Below are 18,396 nucleotides of genomic sequence, written 5' to 3' on the forward strand. Positions count from 1 at the left end.
TGATCAATAGCCCGCGACCTGGCGCCCGATGTTCGCGCCTTGCGCGCTCGGCAAGAGCAGATTGACAATGCGGTTCCAGCGAGCAAGACCAGTGGCGTCCACATAGACGACATCCTTTGGCTGCAGCTCGAAGTGCTCCGCGAGCGCCAGTGCCACCGGCGACGTGCTGTCGAGATGAAAGACCTGCGGCGCGGCCGGGTCTTCGGTCGGACGTACGACGTAAACTCCTGCCGCTTCGGCCGTCGAAGGATTCACGCCGGCAGCCGAGGCCAGTGCGTCATTCAAGGTAAGCCGACCGTCGTGCATCGACAGCGTCATCGGGCGCATTACTTCGCCGGTGACGAACACCTGGTTATAGGTCTGCGGCAAGACACGGACGACATCGCGGTCTTTCAGGAAGATCATCGATGCATCGAGTTTCTGTTCCGCGAGTTGCGGCAAGCTAATCTGGAAGGTCCGGCCGTTACGCAAGATCTGAATCCGGCTCGTGTCGCCCACGCCGGCGGTGACGCCATTGGCCTCGCTGAGCGCTTCCGACAGGGACATCGGGACATTCGTGATCGGCTTGATGCCAGGCTGATTGACTTGGCCCTCCACGAACACGCGCTGACTGCGATAGGCGACTACGCTTACCGTCAGTTGCGGATTTCTCAGATAAGGCGTGAGAAGGCGCTTCAACGTCGCTTGTAATTGAGCGACGGTTCCGCCAGAAGCCTTCACTTTTCCAACATATGGAAACTGAATGTCGCCGTTATCCCCGACGACGAAGCCGGGGACCGTCTGTGTGCTGAGACCCGGCCCATTGGGCAGCGTGCCGGCTGTATCGCCGATGCTGTAGGTCAGATTTGGAACGACCAGTTCGGGGTGATCCCAAACGATGATGGAAAGCACATCGGCCGGCCCGATGACGTAATGATTGGGATAGCCGATGAGCTGGCGATAATCGCCTTGGGACGTGGCATCGCGCTCAGCCTTTTGCTGCCTGACCAGTTGCGGCGTGATGGTCGCGATGTCGGGTGTTGAGGCTGGGTCGGAAGAGTCGACTGGTGCTTTGGGATCGAGTCGCATGCCGGGGGCAAGCGCGCATGCGCCAAGCAGGGCGGGCAGCATTGCGATAGCGAGAGCCAACTTGAGACGGCCGGAAAATTTCAAATCAACCATTGCTTGCGGGTGTTCAATTCAATTCGGTTCAAACACTGGCTTGACGCTGAATCGGCGTCGGCCTTAGTCCGTGTTCTCAATCAAAATTTCAGGGTTAAAACAGAGACGGTTTTATTGTTCAGCGTGCACGACAATAGGTTGCTCCTTGACAGGCGCTGGCCGAAGCCAAGCCGGCACGTGAAATCTCACGATTGCGGCATACAACCAGACATAGGTGGCAATAAAGAGGAGTGCCGACGCGCCGAGAAGAACTGGAGATTCTGAAAACAAGGTTGCCGGAACGACCGCGCAAAGCGTCAGCGTCCACAGATAAGGAGATGTCCGGGAATTTCTGAGACTTAAGGCGCGTGAATCGCATCGATTCAATTCTCCGCCAAGCACGCGACGATAAACCAGTGTATGCAAATGAACCGCATCAGGCGCACCGGCAGGCAAACCGCGCACGAGTTTTCTTCGGTAGATCGAGAAGACGGTTTCGAAGACTGGGTAGATCGTTACCAGTATTGCGTAAAGCGGCGAAATGCTGGGATTGCGCATCGTGAGCAAGATCAGCAACTCGGCGATTAGAAAACCGATGAAGTACGCGCCGCCGTCTCCGAGAAAGACTCGAGAGATCGGAAAATTCCAGGCAAGAAAACCGGTAATCGCACCAATCAGCGTCAACGAGACAATAACAATTGTCGAGTCGCCCACATGAAACGCCACTAGGCCGATCGACGCCAAAATGATGATCGCAACAACGGATGCAAGCCCATTCAAACCATCGATGATGTTAATCGCATGCACCACGCCAGATACTGAAAATACTGTCAGAGCAATCGCGATGGGCGAGAAAACAAGCACTGCATCGACATAAGAAAAGTTCACCCGTGTAACCACCGCCCGCAGCGCGAAGCAAGCAAGCAGTGCCGCAATCATGGACGCGATCAAACGCGTTCTCGGGCTGATTTTTTTGGTCAGATCCTCCGCGAAACCTGACAGGAACGCAGGCAAGGAACAGCCAAGCAAAATTAGAGCTTCGCTACTGTTACGCGAAGGATTCAGAAAGGCATTCAAGAGTAACGAAGCAGCGACTGCGACGATGACGCCCGCGCCACCGATTCGTGGCACCGCAACCGCATGGACTTTTTGAATCCCATTCAGATCGCGGTCCATTGAGAAGGAACCATGCCAGCGCTCGAAGCGAACAATGAACAGTACCGAAACAAAGGAGACCAGAAGCGCGATCAACACAACCAACATCGAAATCACCACCAAGTCCTCAACCTAAAAATCGAAAGCCTTTCTGCGCAAGATCAAAATAAGCGTGAATATTGGCTTCTTCTTTCCTGCTAAACATGCGAGACAGTCCGCTTGTTAATGTTTTCATTATCACCGCTTTCAGGCCCTAATGACCTATCAACTTCTAAAGCACTTTGTTTCACGCTGACCTTTCAAGGCGCTCCGCCATTTCCAGTAACGGCCTTTGAATTTATATCAACGGACGAGCCGCAAGCGTTATTGGGAAATGTCTTAAGAGGATGAATCATAGGGTGGCGGCTGCCAAATCGCCGTTACTAAAATTCACGGGCTTTGATGTAAATGCTAACAACGAGCAAGTGTACTAGCAGTTGTAAAAAGTCTGGCAGCGATCAGGACATAAACTGTGCAATTTCATCGCATTCTTAGGCTTAATCGACGTACGCGTAAGCTCTTTTACAGACATGTCTTAGTCTTCCAAGAAATTCCGAGACAAAATGTGTAAACCGTTAGGATAATTCCGTTTGTATCGAGGGATAACCATCGATTTTCGGAGAGACGTGCGAAAGAAAGCGAGATGGCTCGATCCGGATGAGAGTTCCGGCTTCACGCGTTTTAGAGGTTGGAGTTCTGCGCGGCGAACGTTTCGCGCGCTTACTGTTCGTGCGCGGCGGCTAAGGATTCCGATAGCGCCGCCGGAACATACTGCGATCAACGTGCGGATCGACTGGTGCGTGTGCGCGTTTTCGATGTTTGGCATCGCGATCCCCTCATGCCAGACGCGCGATTGCTCGAATTCAAGACGCAGGCAACGCCGCGCCTGAAAAAGAGGGAGACAGTTCCGCGCGAGCACTGCTCTGGCAAGCGACACAGCGAATCGCCATGCATGGCTGCTAGAACTTATCCACGCAAGCCAAGTTGAATCTCACGCGACCGGGCCCGATCACCGCCCAAAAACAAAAAGCCCCGCAAGTTTTTAACCTTGCGGGGCTTTTCTACTACTACTGGCGGAGACGGAGGGATTCGAACCCTCGATCCAGTTTTTAGCCAGATGCTCCCTTAGCAGGGGAGTGCCTTCGACCACTCGGCCACGTCTCCCAAACTGTTCGTCGCACCGGGAGTGCAGTGCAACGAGATCGAGATAATAGCGTGTTCGCTCGCGCCGGTCAAATTCGCATAACGATTTTTTCCAATCGATTACGCATCGGCTCATGGCTTACGCGAACCGCAACAGTGCATGAGCCCTCGAACCCGTCGCAACGCTCAACGCCACACTCAAACAAGACTCAAGCAACACTCAAGCGCGATCGAGCTCGAACGCCTTATGCAGCGCGCGCACCGCGAGTTCGGTGTACTTCTCGTCGATCAGCACGGAGATCTTGATTTCGGAAGTCGAGATCATCTGGATGTTGATGCCCTCTTCCGACAACGTGCGGAACATGGTGCTCGCGATACCCACGTGCGAACGCATGCCGACACCCACCACCGACACTTTCGACACCTTCGGGTCGCCCAGCACGGTCTCGGCCTGCACGTGGCCCTTCACTTGGCCATTCAGGATCTCGAGCGCGCGCTGATAGTCGCCGCGGCCCACCGTGAACGTGAAGTCAGTCTTGCCGTTCACGCTCTGGTTCTGAATGATCATGTCGATGTCGATGTTCGCATCGGCGACCGGTCCGAGAATTTGATACGCGACGCCCGGCTTGTCCGGCACGCCCATCACGGCGATGCGCGCTTCGTCGCGCTGAAACGCGATGCCAGAAATCACTGCTTTTTCCATGTTCTCGTCTTCTTCAAAAGTAATCAGGGTGCCCGAGTGCATTTCCTTTTCGAGCGGCATAAGCGGGTCGGTCAGGCTCGAAAGCACACGCGTCTTCACCTGATACTTGCCGGCAAATTCCACCGAACGGATCTGCAGCACCTTCGAGCCCAGGCTCGCCATCTCCAGCATCTCTTCGAAAGTCACGCGGTCGAGCCGGCGCGCTTCTTCGACGACGCGCGGATCGGTCGTATAGACGCCGTCGACATCGGTATAGATCAGGCACTCGTCGGCCTTGAGCGCCGCGGCGATCGCGACCGCCGAGGTGTCCGAGCCGCCGCGCCCGAGCGTGGCAATGTGACCTTCCGGATCGACGCCCTGGAAGCCCGTGATCACCACGACCTTGCCCGCATCGAGATCCTTGAGCACGCGCTCGCCGTCGATTTCGCTGATGCGCGCCTTGGTGAACGCGCTGTCCGTCTTGATCGGCACTTGCCAGCCGGCGTAGCTCACGGCTTCGAGGCCTTCGGCGTGCAGCGCGATGGCGAGCAAGCCCACGCTGACCTGTTCGCCGGTGGAGGCGATCATGTCGAGTTCGCGCGGGTCCGGATTGGGCGTGATGTCTTTCGCAAGGCCGAGCAGGCGGTTGGTTTCGCCGGACATCGCCGAGGGCACGACGACCAGCTTGTGGCCTGCCTTGTGCCATTTGGCGACGCGCTTGGCGACGTTCTTGATGCGCTCGACCGAGCCCATCGAAGTACCGCCGTATTTGTGTACGATGAGTGCCATTGTCGTTTTGAACTGGAAGGAAAACCGCGCTTCATGCGCTCGTTGCAATGCGCTTTAAGCGTTGTGGCCGATCACTTCGGGGATGATTTGAAGCTGGCGACGCGACGCGTTGGCGCATATGCCGCCGCGTGCTTGGGGTACCGGATTGCAATACCAGGCAGCAGTTGCGTTAGCCAATCGCGCATGAAAGTCGCGCGGTTGGTACGCAGCGATTCGCGCGATGGCTGGCGATTTAACGTTGAATATCACGTCTTTTGGACGGAGATGACGAGCAAAACGCCAAGCGGACAAACGAGCTACGGTACCGGATCGAAGCCGAAATTACAAGATGAAGCGGCTGGGCGTCTATTTTAACGGGTTTGCGGCGGACCATCCCGAAAAGAGGCATGCGCAAGTTGCTGCCCTCCTGTACTGGAAACTCGTTGCCAGCCGGACACCGCAGCCCTCAGGCGATCAACAAATCCGGCCGCCAGACCAACCGCCGCCACGGCCCCTTCGCGTTTTCGACTTCGCGATTCACGCCGACGAGCGGCACGAACATCAGCAACGCGCCGATGAAGATGAGCGGCACATCGCGCTTCCACGCTGGCACGCCGCGCTCCTGGAAGAGATTCTTGAGCGTGCGGCTAGGTGCATCGGATGCAACGCGCAAACGCTCGCCGCCCGCGCGTGAACGCGCGCTCAACGGCGCGGCGCGCAACACGCTTTCGGCGATGACGTCATCGCCCGGTTCGGCGGCAGGCTCGAACACCAGCGACCCGCGCCACTGCGGCAAGCGCCAGACTTCCTCGCCCTGCCAGCGCAGTTCGACCAACGCTCTCGCTTGACTCGGACCGTCGTCGAGATCGGGTGCATCGGCGCTGTCGGCCTTCTCCCAGAACAACGCATTGCGATAAACCCGCAGCGCGTGTCCCACATGATCGATACGAAGCGCGTGCCCGTCGCGCGCGTCGGCGGCTGCGTGCAGTTGACGCAGAATGTCCGCGACACGCGCGGTGGATGCCGCCTGCAAGCCGCGATCTCGCATCCAATAACGCAGCAGATTGGTCGCGCGTTCGTCGTCGAGTGCGAGCAGCGCATCGAGCGCGAGCGCGCCTTCTTCCGCGTGCCGCGCCTTTTTCATGTCGATGCCCGCCAGCTCGTCGAGCAAGCGTTGCGCCGAAGCGGCATGCGACGCCGTGCGCGCGAGCGCATCGCGAAAGCCGGGGAAATGCACGGCGAGCACCGGCAGCACGTCATGCCGCAGCGCGTTGCGCGCATAACGCGTGTCGGCGTTGGATTCGTCCTCGATCCAGCTCAGGTCGCGCTCATGCGCGTATTGCTCGAGTTGCGCGCGCAGCAGCCGCAACAACGGACGCAGACGCAGCACCTCGCTTGCGTGAAGACGCTGCGGCGCCATCGCCGCGAGGCCCGCGACGCCCGCGCCGCGCAGCAATTGCAGCAGCACGGTTTCGGCCTGATCGTCGGCGTGATGCGCGATCAGAAGCGCCGCCGCGCCTTGCTCGTCGCAGAGATCGTCGAGCGCGCGATAACGCGCATCGCGCGCGGCGGCTTCGAGACTCTCGCCGCCCATGCGGACGACATCGACATGACGCGACGCATAACGTACATCGAGCGAGGCAGCCAGCGCCTCGCAATGCGATACCCACGCATCCGCGTTAGGACTCAGGCCGTGATGGATATGCAACGCGATCACGCGCGATGCGCCGAAGCAGCGCACGGCGGCATCGAGAAGAACCGTGGAGTCGAGACCGCCGCTGAGCGCGACGGCCAGCAGCGAGTCGGCGGGCAGCGCCGCCTCCGACAAAGCGCCGCGCAACGCCTCGATAACGAGGCGGCCGGCCGGGGTTTCAGTGTCGAAGTTCGCCATGAGGAACGCGGATCACGCGCCCGGCAGCGTTTCCTTGAACTTGCCGTACGCCATCAGCTTGTCGAAGCGGCGCTCGCGCAGATCCTGCACGCTCATGCCCTGGAACTGGCGCAGGGAATCGGCAAGTGCGCGACGCAAAAGCGCCGCCATGCCCTTGGGGTCGCGATGCGCGCCGCCGAGCGGTTCGTTCACGATCTTGTCGATGAGACCCAGCGCCTTCAACCGATGCGCCGTGAGCCCGAGCGCTTCCGCGGCTTCCGGCGCCTTGGCCGCGCTCTTCCATAAGATCGACGCGCAGCCTTCCGGCGAGATGACCGAGTACGTGGAGAATTGCAGCATCATGACGGTGTCGGCCACGGCGATGGCAAGCGCGCCGCCCGAACCGCCCTCGCCGATGATCGTCGTGATGATCGGCGTCTTCAACTCCGCCATGACGTAGAGATTGCGCCCGATGGCTTCCGACTGCCCGCGTTCCTCCGCGCCAATGCCGGGATACGCGCCGGGTGTATCGACGAAAGTGAAGATGGGCAGATTGAACTTCTCGGCGAGACGCATGAGGCGCTCGGCCTTGCGATACCCTTCCGGGCGCGGCATGCCGAAGTTGCGCAACGCGCGCTCCTTGGTGTCGCGACCCTTCTGATGGCCGATCACCATGCACGGCTGGCCATTGAAACGCGCAAAACCGCCGACGATGGCGAGATCGTCCGCATAGGAACGATCGCCATGCAATTCATGGAAGTCCGTGAACAGCTCGTTCACGTAGTCGAGCGTGTACGGACGCTGCGGGTGCCGCGCGATTTGCGATACCTGCCACGGCGACAGATTCGCGTACAGATCTTTGGTGAGCTGCTGGCTCTTTTTCGACAGCCGCTCGATTTCTTCCGAAATATCGACAGCGGAATCGTCCTGAACGAAGCGGAGTTCTTCGATCTTCGCTTCGAGTTCAGCGATCGGCTGCTCGAAATCCAGAAACGTGGTCTTCATGTGTTCGAGTCCTAGAACATCGGGCAGGGCGTATTTTAACCGCGTCCGTCCCTGATAAATGCGCGCGGGAACTATCGATTATAAATCAACGATAGTTCGCCAATCTTTTAGTCGGTTCTTAATGGTCCGCGGGAATCGGATTGAGACTGCGCCACATGTACCACGTTGCAACCGTGCGCCACGGCTCCCAGTTAGCAGCTACTTCGCGCGCTTCACTGCGCGTGACAGGTTCGCCGCTGAAGTAGTTGACGCTGATCGCCTGAATCAGACCGAGGTCGTCGAGCGGCAAAACGTCCGGGCGCGCCAGGTTGAAGATGAGGAACATCTCCGCCGTCCACCGGCCGATACCGCGAATCTGCGTGAGTTCGGCGATCACGGCTTCGTCGTCCATCGACGCCCAGGTATCCACGTGCAACGCGCCCGATACGAAGTGCTGCGCGAGATCGAGAATGTACTCCGTCTTGCGTTTGGACAAGCCGCACGCCTGAAGCTTCTCCGGGCCGAGCTTGATGAAACGCGCCGGCACGACATCCGGACAAGCGCCCTTCACGCGCTCCCAAATGGCTTGCGCGGCCTTCACCGAAATCTGCTGGCCAGCAACCGAACGCGCGAGCGTCGAGAAGGGATCGCCCAGATTCACGAGATGCATCTGGCCGAACTTCGGAATGAGTTTCTTGAGGATGCGGTCGCGCTTCATCAGGTCGGCGCACGCTTTGTCCCAGTAATCGGGACGCACGACTTCGCGCGTGAGTCCGCCGATCTGCACGGGCACCTCGGCATCCGCCGTGACGACGCGCGACTTGCGCACGACTTCACCGCGCTCCTTGTCGGCGACGAGCGCTTGCGCGTTCGTGGCATCGCCGGCATGCGCGCGTCCGTTCGCCTTGACGGGCGACGCTTCCGCTTCCTCGCTGCGCGTTTTCGTCACGCGCGCGGCTGCGCGGATCGCTTTCGTGTCCGTCTTTGCATCCGCTTTTACGTCCTCACGGCTTACGCCGTTCAGACGCGTGCCGTCGCTACGTTTGAGTGCCGCGCGCTTGACTGCCTTCTGAGCCGAAGCTCGTGCACCATCACTCTTGAGCGTGCTTGTCGTCGCTTGCTCGCCGCGCGTTCGCTTCGTCGCGGGCGATGCATTCCTGACAGACGCGGGTCGCTTGACCGGCGTCTTCCTGGCCGTTGCCATCGTGCCTCCTGCCTGGTGAGTCGATCAGAGGGTATGAAGGGCTGCGTTCACACGCGGCGCCATTCGGTCGACCCACCCGGTTTGTCTTCAAGCGCAATACCGGCTTCGAGCAATTCGGCCCGAATACGGTCTGCTTCGGCATAGTTCCTTGCCTGCTTCGCGGCAACGCGTTCGGCGATCTTCGCTTCGATCTCTTGCGGCGCGAGGCCTTCGGTCGAAGCCGCGCCGCCTGCTTGCTGCAGGAAAGCGCGCGGCTCACGGCCGAGCAGACCCAGCACGCCGGCGAGACCCTTGAGCTGGCGCGCGAGAGAAGTGTCGCGTGTGCGGTTCACTTCGCTCGCGAGATCGAACAGCACCGAAACCGCCACGGGCGTGTTGAAGTCGTCGTTCATCGCAGACTGGAAACGCTGCGCGTTCGCCTCGTTCCAGTCAAGTTGCCGATTGTCCGGCTCGACATCTTTCAACGCCGTATAGAGGCGAGTCAATGCGTTCTTGGCATCGTCGATATGCACGTCGCTGTAGTTCAGCGGCGACCGATAGTGTGCCCGTGCAATAAAGAAACGCACCACTTCGGCATCAAATTTTTCAAGGACTTCGCGAATGGTGAAGAAGTTGCCAAGCGACTTCGACATCTTCTCGTTGTCGATCTGCACATAGCCGTTGTGCATCCAGTAGTTCACGAACGTCTGCCCGGTCGCGCCTTCGCTCTGCGCGATCTCGTTCTCGTGGTGCGGGAACTGCAAGTCCTGGCCGCCGCCATGAATGTCGAACCGGTCGCCAAGCAAGCTGCAGCCCATGGCCGAACACTCGATGTGCCAGCCTGGACGCCCGCGTCCCCACTTCGAGTCCCAGCCCGAGTCCTGTGGCTCGCCGGCCTTTGCCTGCTTCCACAACACGAAGTCGAGCGGATCTTCCTTCGCGTCGTTGGTGGCGACGCGCTCGCCCGCGCGCAAGTCTTCGATGGACTTGCCCGACAGCTTGCCGTAGTCAGCGAACTTGCGCACGGCGTAGTTCACGTCGCCGTCTTTCGCGTGATAGGCATAGCCGTTCGCCTGCAATGCATCGATCATGCCGAGCATCTGCGCAATGAAGTCGGTTGCGCGCGGCTCGAGGTCCGGACGCGCGACGCCGAGCGCATCGGCATCTTCGTGCATGGCCGCGATGAAGCGCGTGGTGAGCGCCTTGATGGGCTCGCCGTTGTCCACCGCGCGACGAATGATCTTGTCGTCGATGTCCGTGATGTTGCGCACGTACGTGACTTTATAGCCGAGCGTGCGCAGCCAGCGCTGCACGATGTCGAACACCACCATCACGCGCGCATGGCCGATGTGACAATAGTCATACACCGTCATTCCGCAGACGTACATGCGTACCTCGCCAGCGCGAAGCGGCGTGAAGGATTGCTTGTCACGCGCGAGCGTGTTGTAGATGCGCAGCGAATTCATAAAGAGACAGTGCGTGAACCCGGAACATTCGTGCATGGCATTGCATGCGGCGTGTCGATGCGGGCTTTACGGCCAAGGCGCACTCGCGAAAGCGACACGACGGTCATGCGACCAGAACGAAGACGGCCACGAGTGGCTGAAAAGGAAAGTCCAACAAGAAAGTCCAACGAGTCCGATGCCTCGCAACGCTGCTTCGATACACCGGGCAACACATGCACTTGCAAAGGATAGCTGCAAGCAGCCGGCGCGTGCGCGAAACGTACGGACCTTTTGTTAGAATGGGTCGGAGTATAACACCGGGGCCTGTGCCCATGAAGTGCCCGGCGTGCCGCGCGACGGACTTCGCGCGTGACGCTCGAGCCATGCCCGAGGCCTTTTGCGGCGGGCTTGTCGGCCAAGTTGCCGCATGCTTCGCTGACTTGCTTCGACACCTGGTTGTCCGCTTGCCGGCCGCTTGCCGGCCGCTCATCCATCAAGCCCGGTTATGATCCCTTCGCTGCCTCATTCCTTGAATCGATTCCAAGTGACTCACGCTCGCGCGCGCATGCCTTCGCACCTCTTCTCTCTTTCCCGCAACATCGCGAGGAACACGCTCATGCGTGCCGGCGCGATCGCGGTCATCGGCATGGCGGCTTCGGTCGGCATCTCGACCACGGCGTTCGCGCAGCTCGCGAAATCCACCACCGACGGCACGCCGCAGATCGACTCGACCATCGCCGGACAAGACTGGAACGCCGCGCTCAAGCAACTCGATGCGCGCATCGCCACCAATCCGACCGACGTACAGGCGAAGTTCAAGCGCGGCACCGTGCTTGCGCGCCTGAATCGCGACGACGACGCCATCGTGGCCTTCACCGAACTCACGCAGGCGTATCCCGAACTGCCCGAGCCGTATAACAACCTCGCCGCGCTCTACGCCAAGAAAGGCCGCTACGAAGAAGCGCGCGCCGCGCTCGAAACGGCGGTCAAGGCGAACCCGGGCTACGCGCTCGCATACGACAATCTCGGCGATCTTTATCTGCGGCTCGCGAGCGAATCGTACAAACGCGCGCAATCGCTCGGCTCGACGAGTCCGCTCACGCGTCAGCGCGTGACGGCCATTCAGAACATCATCACGCCGCCGCCGGTTCGTCGCGGCGTTGCGGCGAATGGAGCCTCGGGCACGCGCGCCACTGCGGCGCCGCAATCGCCATCGGGTGAATGGGCGCCCGCGCAAGGCTCGGGCAGCACCGACAGCGGCACCGGCCTGTCGACCATGCCCTCACCCGATTCGTACTCGCCGTACGGCGGCGCAACCGGGCCGTTCCCGACCGCGCCTTACGTCGCGCCGCAGACGCAGCCTTGAGACACGCGACCACGGCGCGGCGTCGGACAAGGCTAATTGGCGCACTCGCGCGTGCAGGCGGTAAGCTGTCGGTCGGCCGCGATTGCGGCTGCTTATCTGCATTCGTTTGCATCATCACCCGAGGACCGATCCTTCATGAAATTGCTGATGTTGGGGCTTACCAGCGCTGCCCTGATCGCTACCGCGCCCGCCTACGCACAGGCGGCGCAATCCGCAACGGGCGCGCATCCGACCGTGCTGTTCCATACCTCGCAAGGTGACTTCAAGGTCGAGCTGTATCCGGAGAAGGCGCCGAAGACGGTCGCGAACTTCCTGGACTATGTGAAGTCCGGTCAATACTCGGGCACGATCTTTCATCGCGTGATTCCGGGTTTCATGATCCAGGGCGGCGGCTATAGCACGAGTTTCGCCGAGAAGCCCACGCGCGCGCCCATCGCGCTCGAAAGCAAGAACGGCCTGAAGAACACGACGGGCACGCTCGCCATGGCGCGCACCAGCGACCCGAATTCCGCCACGGCGCAGTTCTTCATCAATACGGTCGATAATGCAGGACTCGACTTCCCGAATCCCGACGGCAACGGTTATGCCGTGTTCGGCAAGATCGTCTCGGGCATGGATGTCGTGAAGAAGATCGAAGCGAGCCCGACCACCACGCGTGGCCCGATGCAAGACGTGCCGCAAAAGCCGACCGTGATCGAGTCGGCTACCGTGGTCTCGCAATAAACGCACAACCCGGCAGCGTTCGTTCGGTGAACGCCGCCCATCGTCAATCATCAACATACCGGAGAAATCATCATGGTCGAACTGCATACGAACCACGGCGTCATCAAGATCGAACTGGACGCTGAAAAGGCGCCGAAGTCGGTTGAGAACTTCCTCAACTACGTGAAGAAGGGTCATTACGACAACACCGTGTTCCACCGTGTAATCGACGGCTTCATGATTCAGGGCGGCGGCTTCGAGCCGGGCATGAAGCAAAAGCCGACCGATGCCCCCATCGACAACGAAGCCAACAACGGCCTCACGAACGACAACGGCACGGTTGCCATGGCGCGCACGAACGACCCGCATTCGGCAACCGCGCAGTTCTTCATCAACGTGAAGGACAACGACTTCCTGAACCATTCGTCGCCGACGCCGCAGGGCTGGGGCTACACCGTGTTCGGCCGCGTGGTCGAAGGTCTCGACGTGGTGGAGAAGATCAAGAAGGTCAAGACCGGCTCGAAGGGCTTTCATCAGGACGTGCCGGTGGACGACGTCGTGATCGAAAAGGCCGTGGTGGTCTGAACACGGCACGCATGATCGACACGAAGTCTTTCAGGCAAGAGGTCGCGCAAAAAGCAGCGGGCGCAGCGCACGACGCGCGCCCGCTGTTTTTCATTTCCGACCTGCACTTGAGCGAGGCGATTCCGAAGACGGTCGCCGCGTTCGAGCATTTCATCGAAGTCACGGCGAGCGGCGCGGACTCGGTTTTCATCCTCGGCGACTTGTTCGAATTTTGGGTCGGCGACGATATCCTGGATGAGGCCGTCGCCGACGAGCGCGCCCGCTTCGCGCGCCGCATGACGAAGCTTTTGCATACGCTCACCGAGCGCGGCATCGCGTTATATGTCATGCATGGCAATCGCGATTTTCTGCTCGGCAAGCGCTTCATGAAGGAAGCCGGCGCACTTCCGTTGCCCGATCCGTTCACCATGACCGCGTTCGGCACGCGCATCGTCCTCGCGCATGGCGACGCGCTCTGCACCGCCGATCCCGGTTATCAGCGCTTTCGGCGCTTTGCGCGCAATCCGTTCGCACAGCGCGCGTTTCTCGCGTTGCCGCTGAAGACGCGGCTCGGCATCGGGCAGCGCATGCGCACGAACAGCGAGGGCGCGCGCATGCAGGGCGAATCGCCGAAATACGACGTGACGCGCAAGGCGGTGTCGGAGCTTTTCATCCGCAGCCGCACGCATACGATGATCCACGGACATACGCATCGTCCGGCGATGCATCGGGAAGTGGAAGGCGCGCGCTGGGTGTTGCCGGATTGGGAACTGGATATGGATGAACCGCGCGGCGGGTATCTGCGGATCGACGAGGAAGGGATTCGCGCGCTGCCGTTGTAGTTCTGGTGCATGACTCTTGGGTTCGCCACGCAGCCGTTGCCGTGCGAGCGCGAAATTCGAACTGCACTCACGCTTTCACGCGCCGCAACGGCACAAAAAATTACCGCTGCGCGAGTTCGCTTTCCACCTTCCCTTCCATCGACGCGCACAAGCGCTTCAAGTCCACGAGCCCCGCTCCGCCGGCACCATTGAGCGCTTCCACGCGCGCGCCCAGACGTTCGAGCGCGGCGACGATTTCATCGACACGCTGCGTTTGCGTCGATGCGTGATCGATCAAACCGTGAATGGCCAGCGACACCGGATCGTCCGCGTTCGGCGTGATGCCGTAAGCGCAAAAGCCTTCACGCGCGGTTTCCTTTGGCCGCTGCACCGCCGGCATCACGATGCGCGCCGGATTGCCCACCGCCGTGCCGCCCGCCGGAACCGGCTTCACGACGACCGCGTTCGAACCGATCTTCGCCCCCGCGCCGACCGTAAAGCCGCCGAGCACCTTCGCGCCCGCGCCGACGATCACGCCGCGCCCCAGCGTGGGATGCCGTTTCGCGCCGCGCGTGAGCGACGTGCCGCCAAGCGTCACGCCCTGATAGATCGTGCAGTCGTCGCCAATCTCGGCCGTCTCGCCGATCACCACGCCCATGCCGTGATCGATGAACACGCGCCTGCCGAGCGTCGCGCCCGGATGAATCTCGATGCCGGTGAGAAAGCGCGCCATCTGCGAGACGAAACGCGCGAGCCAGCGCCACTGCGCGCGCCAGCAAGCATGCGCGAAACGATGCAGCACGATGGCATGCAGGCCGGGATAGCACGTCACGACTTCAACGGCGCTGCGAGCGGCGGGATCGCGCTCACGGATGGCGGCGATATCTTCGCGAAGTCGTTGGAACATGTCGTGATCTCGATGGGGTCAGGCGCGAAGCCCAAATGACCGCGCGCGCAAAGCTTATATTTTTGGCGATTGTAGAGTCACTCGGACGAACTCTGCACGATTGTCCCCGCTGCAAGCACGGTTGCTTGCAGCCACATCGCGTTCAGGGTTTTTTGACGCGCGCGAGAATATGTTTGGCGATGCCGCGCAGGATATTCACTTCCTCGTGTTCGAGTCCCGAGCGCGCGAAGAGCCGCCGCACCCGCGACATCAGCTTCTTCGGATTGGCGGGATCCAGAAAGTCGAGCGCGACGAGCGCTTCTTCGAAATGCGCGTACATGCCTTCGATCTCATCGCTCGATGCACCCGCGACGTGCGCGGCCGGCTCGACGAGCGTGAGTTCGGACGCGGGCTCCTGAAACGCGACGCGCAATTCGTAGGCGAGGACCTGCACCGCCTGCGCCAGATTGAGCGAGCTATACGCCGGATTCGCCGGGATATGGGCAAGCGCGCTGCAACGCTCGACATCCGCGTTGGACAAGCCCGTGCGCTCGTTGCCGAACACGAGCGCGATGTCGCCATGCCGCACGAGTTCGTGCGCGCGTTCGGCGAGTGCGCGTGGCGGCATCTGCGGCGGACCGTACTCGCGCATGCGCGCCGTGAGCGCGACGGACCAGCGCACGCCGACGAGCGCATCGGCGAGCGTATCGACGACATGGGCGCTCGCGAGCACGTCGTCGGCGCCGCTTGCCATCGCGATGGCTTCGGGTTCGTTCTTGACGTCGGCCACTCGCGGCGCGACCAGCACGAGGCGCGCGAAGCCCATGGTCTTGAGCGCGCGCGCCGCCGCGCCGACATTGCCAGGATGACTCGGCTCGACGAGGATGAAACGGGTCGACGTGAAGCCGCCCGCGGGCGCGATGAATTGGTTGGTGTCCAAGGATGAATGGTGCTTTGCGTGTTGCTGAATGGTTCGTGCGCGTCGGTATTGCGTCTCGTCGCGCATCAATGGCGTACGGGTACACACAGTCCGCTATGTTAGCGATTGTCGGCGATGTTGGCGGCTTTTTGGTTCGCGCGCGCGGCCAAAAGGCGCGTTTCGGGTAAAATAGCGCGCTTGCGTTTCGCCTCTTCAACTTTGCCTGGCGCCGCGCCCCGCTCTTATCCAATTCGTCTTTCGTCGACAAAGTCGTTGTCGCTCATTTAATTCGCCTGCTCGCGGTTCTTGCCCGTGCACGGCGGTCAAAGGATTTCGCTCATGCATCCGATGCTCAATATCGCTGTCAAGGCCGCGCGCCGCGCCGGACAGATCATCAACCGCGCATCGCTGGACCTGGACCGTATCCAGATCAGCAAGAAGCAGCACAACGACTTCGTGACGGAAGTCGACAAGGCGTCCGAAGCCGCCATCATCGAGACGCTGCACACCGCTTATCCCGATCACTCCATTCTTGCCGAAGAATCCGGCAAGGACGATCGCGACTCCGAGTTCCAGTGGATCATCGACCCGCTCGACGGCACCACGAACTTTATCCACGGTTTCCAGTATTACTGCGTGTCGATCGCGCTCGTGCACAAGGGCATCGTGACGCAGTCCGTAATCTACGACCCGACGCGTAACGACCTCTTCACGGCATCGCGCGGCCGTGGCGCGTATCTGAACGAGCGTCGCATTCGCGTGGGCAAGCTGGATCGTCTTTCGGATGCGCTCATCGGCACGGGCTTTCCGTTCCGTGACGGCCAGGGCCTGAACGGCTATATGCGCCTTTTCAGCGAAATGACCTTGTCGTGCGCGGGCCTGCGTCGTCCGGGCGCGGCGGCGCTCGATCTCGCCAATGTCGCGGCGGGCCGTCTCGACGGCTTCTTCGAGCAAGGCATTCATCCGTGGGACGTGGCTGCGGGCAGTCTGCTCGTCACGGAGGCGGGCGGTCTCGTCGGCAACTACACGGGCGAATCGGATTTCCTGTTCCAGAACGAGATCGTCGCGGCCAATCCGAAGGTGTACGCGCAGATGATCAAGGTGCTCGATCCGCATTCGCGCACGCGGTTGACGGGAGAGTAAGGGGCGTTTGGGTCGGCGGGCACGCGCGAGCGGCCCGCCTAGCGTTTTCCTCGTTCTTCGATCGCCACGCTGCATCACTTCCTGCATCGAATCCGCCGCTCCGATACAGTGCAATCTTTCGCACACGCGGCAAGGTTCAAGCGCCACAGCACGCTCCTTGGCTGTCCGTTTCCCCCGAACACACCCCGGCGCGCGCCGCACGACGCGCGCCAACTCTCGTTTTGCCATGAAAAAAGGCTTCTACACGATCATTGCCGCGCAGTTCGTCTCGTCGCTGGCGGACAACGCGCTTTTGATCGCCGCGATCGCCATGCTTGCCGTCGTGCAATCGGCGCCGTGGGTCACGCCGTTGCTTCAGATCTTCTTCACGGTGTCGTATGTGGTGCTCGCGCCTTTCGTCGGTGCATTCGCCGATGCCCTGCAAAAGCGCCACGTGATGTTCATCTCCAATGCGCTCAAAGCCGCGGGCTGCGCGCTGATGATCGCGGGCGTGCATCCGATGATTGCATACGGCGTGGTCGGCCTCGGCGCGGCCGCTTATTCGCCCGCGAAGTACGGCATCCTGACCGAACTGCTGCCGCCGCAAAAGCTCATCGCGGCGAACGCGTGGCTCGAATCGGCGACGGTCGGATCGACCATCCTCGGCACGGTGATCGGCGGCGCGCTCGTGAGCCAAGTCGTGGCGCGCTGGGTCGAGAACGCGCACGTGCCGTTGATGCACACTGCCGCGCACGCCGCGATGTTCACGGTCATGCTGATCTACGCGTCGGCGGCCGCGATCAACGCGTTCATTCCCGATACCGGCGCGCGCTACCCGAATTTGCTGAACCAGCCGACGCGTCTCGTCGGCGACTTCTCGCACAGTTTCAAGGTGCTCTGGACCGACAAGCTCGCGCAGATCGCGCTCTGGGTCACGACGCTCCTGTGGGGCGCGGCCGTTACGCTGCAACTGCTCGTGCTCAAGTGGGCCGACGCCAATCTCGGCCTCTCGCTTTCCAAAGCGGCCGTGTTGCAGGGCGTGACGGGCGTGGGCATTGCACTAGGCGCGGCGGCGGCATCGGCATGGATCGTCTTGCGGCAGTCGCTCAAGGTTCTGCCGGTGGGCGTGCTGATCGGCGCGGTATCGGTGGCCATGGCCTTCTACAACAAGGACATGTTCCCCGCCAATGCAGGTGTGCATATCGGGCCGCTCTTCGCGCCCGCTTATATTCTGATGGCGTATCCGCTGATGATCGCGCTCGGCGGCCTCGCGGGCTTTTTCATCGTGCCGATGAACGCGATTCTTCAGCACCGGGGCGCCACGCTTTTGTCCGCCGGCGCGTCCATCGCCGTGCAGAACTTCAATCAGAACATCGCCGTGCTAGCCATGCTCGGCTCCTACGCGCTGCTCCTCACGATCAAGGTTCCGGTGCAATGGATCATCGTGATATTCGGCGTGTTCGTCGGCGTGATGATGGCGCTCGCCATGCGCCGCCATTCGCAAAACGAACGCGATGTGGATCTCGGCGCGCTCGTCGAGGAATGAGGCTTGCTACCGAGTGTATCCTGGGTTCGTACCAGGCCGCGAAGCCCAGTGGCCTGTGCAA

General features: G+C 60.9%; 15 protein-coding genes and 1 tRNA gene. 6 read left to right on the forward strand and 10 right to left on the reverse strand.

All coding sequences use genetic code 11. The features are described from left to right. Positions 1 to 3 precede the first annotated feature (3 nt). From NCR98_RS08695 to cysS, 8 genes are all read right to left on the reverse strand, one after another. Positions 4 to 1,161: a polysaccharide biosynthesis/export family protein gene (locus tag NCR98_RS08695; protein ID WP_250465163.1), complete on the reverse strand. Its 1,158-nt coding sequence runs from the start codon at positions 1,159 to 1,161 to the stop codon at positions 4 to 6. Positions 1,162 to 1,272: 111 nt separating this feature from the next. Next, entirely contained in the window at positions 1,273 to 2,415 is a 1,143-nt protein-coding gene (locus NCR98_RS08700; protein ID WP_250526097.1) for an MraY family glycosyltransferase, read from the reverse strand. Between the two features lie 990 nt (positions 2,416 to 3,405). Further along, positions 3,406 to 3,498: transfer RNA gene (locus tag NCR98_RS08705), tRNA-Ser, on the reverse strand. 199 nt (positions 3,499 to 3,697) lie between these two features. Then, positions 3,698 to 4,948, reverse strand: coding sequence for an aspartate kinase (locus NCR98_RS08710; RefSeq protein WP_244825543.1), 1,251 nt, complete (start codon positions 4,946 to 4,948; stop codon positions 3,698 to 3,700). A 445-nt stretch (positions 4,949 to 5,393) separates the two neighbouring features. Next, complete coding sequence (gene tilS / locus NCR98_RS08715) at positions 5,394 to 6,818, reverse strand: tRNA lysidine(34) synthetase TilS (RefSeq protein ID WP_250525985.1); 1,425 nt, start codon at positions 6,816 to 6,818, stop codon at positions 5,394 to 5,396. Between the two features lie 12 nt (positions 6,819 to 6,830). Continuing rightward, positions 6,831 to 7,802 carry an acetyl-CoA carboxylase carboxyltransferase subunit alpha gene (locus NCR98_RS08720; RefSeq protein ID WP_244825547.1) on the reverse strand — a complete coding sequence of 324 codons (972 nt, stop codon included), beginning with the start codon at positions 7,800 to 7,802 and terminating at the stop codon, positions 6,831 to 6,833. 118 nt (positions 7,803 to 7,920) lie between these two features. Then, positions 7,921 to 8,985, reverse strand: a complete 1,065-nt coding sequence (locus tag NCR98_RS08725; protein ID WP_250525986.1) for a DNA-3-methyladenine glycosylase family protein — start codon at positions 8,983 to 8,985, stop codon at positions 7,921 to 7,923. A 47-nt stretch (positions 8,986 to 9,032) separates the two neighbouring features. Next, on the reverse strand, positions 9,033 to 10,430 hold the full coding sequence (gene cysS, locus NCR98_RS08730; RefSeq protein WP_250465166.1) for a cysteine--tRNA ligase: 1,398 nt from the start codon (positions 10,428 to 10,430) through the stop codon (positions 9,033 to 9,035). Between the two features lie 544 nt (positions 10,431 to 10,974). Here cysS and NCR98_RS08735 point away from each other — a divergent pair. The 4 genes from NCR98_RS08735 (at position 10,975) to NCR98_RS08750 (ending at position 13,883) form a co-directional block, all read left to right on the forward strand. Then, positions 10,975 to 11,775, forward strand: a complete 801-nt coding sequence (locus NCR98_RS08735; RefSeq protein ID WP_502799735.1) for a tetratricopeptide repeat protein — start codon at positions 10,975 to 10,977, stop codon at positions 11,773 to 11,775. A 135-nt stretch (positions 11,776 to 11,910) separates the two neighbouring features. Next, positions 11,911 to 12,498, forward strand: coding sequence for a peptidylprolyl isomerase (locus NCR98_RS08740; protein WP_244825554.1), 588 nt, complete (start codon positions 11,911 to 11,913; stop codon positions 12,496 to 12,498). A 72-nt stretch (positions 12,499 to 12,570) separates the two neighbouring features. After that, positions 12,571 to 13,062 (forward strand): peptidylprolyl isomerase, encoded by a 492-nt coding sequence (locus NCR98_RS08745; RefSeq protein WP_244825556.1) that lies wholly within the window; start codon positions 12,571 to 12,573, stop codon positions 13,060 to 13,062. A gap of 11 nt (positions 13,063 to 13,073) precedes the next feature. Further along, positions 13,074 to 13,883, forward strand: coding sequence for a UDP-2,3-diacylglucosamine diphosphatase (locus NCR98_RS08750; protein ID WP_250525987.1), 810 nt, complete (start codon positions 13,074 to 13,076; stop codon positions 13,881 to 13,883). 100 nt (positions 13,884 to 13,983) lie between these two features. Here NCR98_RS08750 and cysE read toward each other — a convergent pair whose 3' ends face one another. Further along, on the reverse strand, positions 13,984 to 14,769 hold the full coding sequence (gene cysE / locus NCR98_RS08755) for a serine O-acetyltransferase (protein WP_250525988.1): 786 nt from the start codon (positions 14,767 to 14,769) through the stop codon (positions 13,984 to 13,986). A gap of 142 nt (positions 14,770 to 14,911) precedes the next feature. Continuing rightward, positions 14,912 to 15,688, reverse strand: a complete 777-nt coding sequence (locus NCR98_RS08760; RefSeq protein WP_284503802.1) for an RNA methyltransferase — start codon at positions 15,686 to 15,688, stop codon at positions 14,912 to 14,914. Between the two features lie 318 nt (positions 15,689 to 16,006). Between NCR98_RS08760 and NCR98_RS08765 the strand changes: the two genes are divergently transcribed. Beyond that, a complete protein-coding gene (locus NCR98_RS08765; protein ID WP_244825561.1) occupies positions 16,007 to 16,810 on the forward strand; it encodes an inositol monophosphatase family protein in 804 nt (267 codons plus the stop codon). A 226-nt stretch (positions 16,811 to 17,036) separates the two neighbouring features. Next, a complete protein-coding gene (gene lplT, locus NCR98_RS08770) occupies positions 17,037 to 18,335 on the forward strand; it encodes a lysophospholipid transporter LplT (RefSeq protein WP_250509225.1) in 1,299 nt (432 codons plus the stop codon). The last annotated feature ends 61 nt before the right edge of the window (positions 18,336 to 18,396 follow it).

This window comes from Caballeronia sp. GAWG2-1 (assembly GCF_023631405.1).
GTDB lineage: Bacteria > Pseudomonadota > Gammaproteobacteria > Burkholderiales > Burkholderiaceae > Caballeronia.

Bases quoted from the DNA above. Each gene is read 5' to 3' on its own strand.
- lplT (WP_250509225.1), top strand. From the start codon at position 17,037: ATGAAAAAAGGCTTCTACACGATCATTGCCGCGCAGTTCGTCTCGTCG.
- NCR98_RS08720 (WP_244825547.1), bottom strand. From the start codon at position 7,802: ATGAAGACCACGTTTCTGGATTTCGAGCAGCCGATCGCTGAACTCGAA.
- tilS (WP_250525985.1), bottom strand. From the start codon at position 6,818: ATGGCGAACTTCGACACTGAAACCCCGGCCGGCCGCCTCGTTATCGAG.
- NCR98_RS08745 (WP_244825556.1), top strand. From the start codon at position 12,571: ATGGTCGAACTGCATACGAACCACGGCGTCATCAAGATCGAACTGGAC.
- cysE (WP_250525988.1), bottom strand. From the start codon at position 14,769: ATGTTCCAACGACTTCGCGAAGATATCGCCGCCATCCGTGAGCGCGAT.
- NCR98_RS08750 (WP_250525987.1), top strand. From the start codon at position 13,074: ATGATCGACACGAAGTCTTTCAGGCAAGAGGTCGCGCAAAAAGCAGCG.
- NCR98_RS08695 (WP_250465163.1), bottom strand. From the start codon at position 1,161: ATGGTTGATTTGAAATTTTCCGGCCGTCTCAAGTTGGCTCTCGCTATC.
- NCR98_RS08765 (WP_244825561.1), top strand. From the start codon at position 16,007: ATGCATCCGATGCTCAATATCGCTGTCAAGGCCGCGCGCCGCGCCGGA.
- NCR98_RS08710 (WP_244825543.1), bottom strand. From the start codon at position 4,948: ATGGCACTCATCGTACACAAATACGGCGGTACTTCGATGGGCTCGGTC.
- NCR98_RS08735 (WP_502799735.1), top strand. From the start codon at position 10,975: ATGCCTTCGCACCTCTTCTCTCTTTCCCGCAACATCGCGAGGAACACG.
- NCR98_RS08725 (WP_250525986.1), bottom strand. From the start codon at position 8,985: ATGGCAACGGCCAGGAAGACGCCGGTCAAGCGACCCGCGTCTGTCAGG.
- NCR98_RS08740 (WP_244825554.1), top strand. From the start codon at position 11,911: ATGAAATTGCTGATGTTGGGGCTTACCAGCGCTGCCCTGATCGCTACC.
- cysS (WP_250465166.1), bottom strand. From the start codon at position 10,430: ATGAATTCGCTGCGCATCTACAACACGCTCGCGCGTGACAAGCAATCC.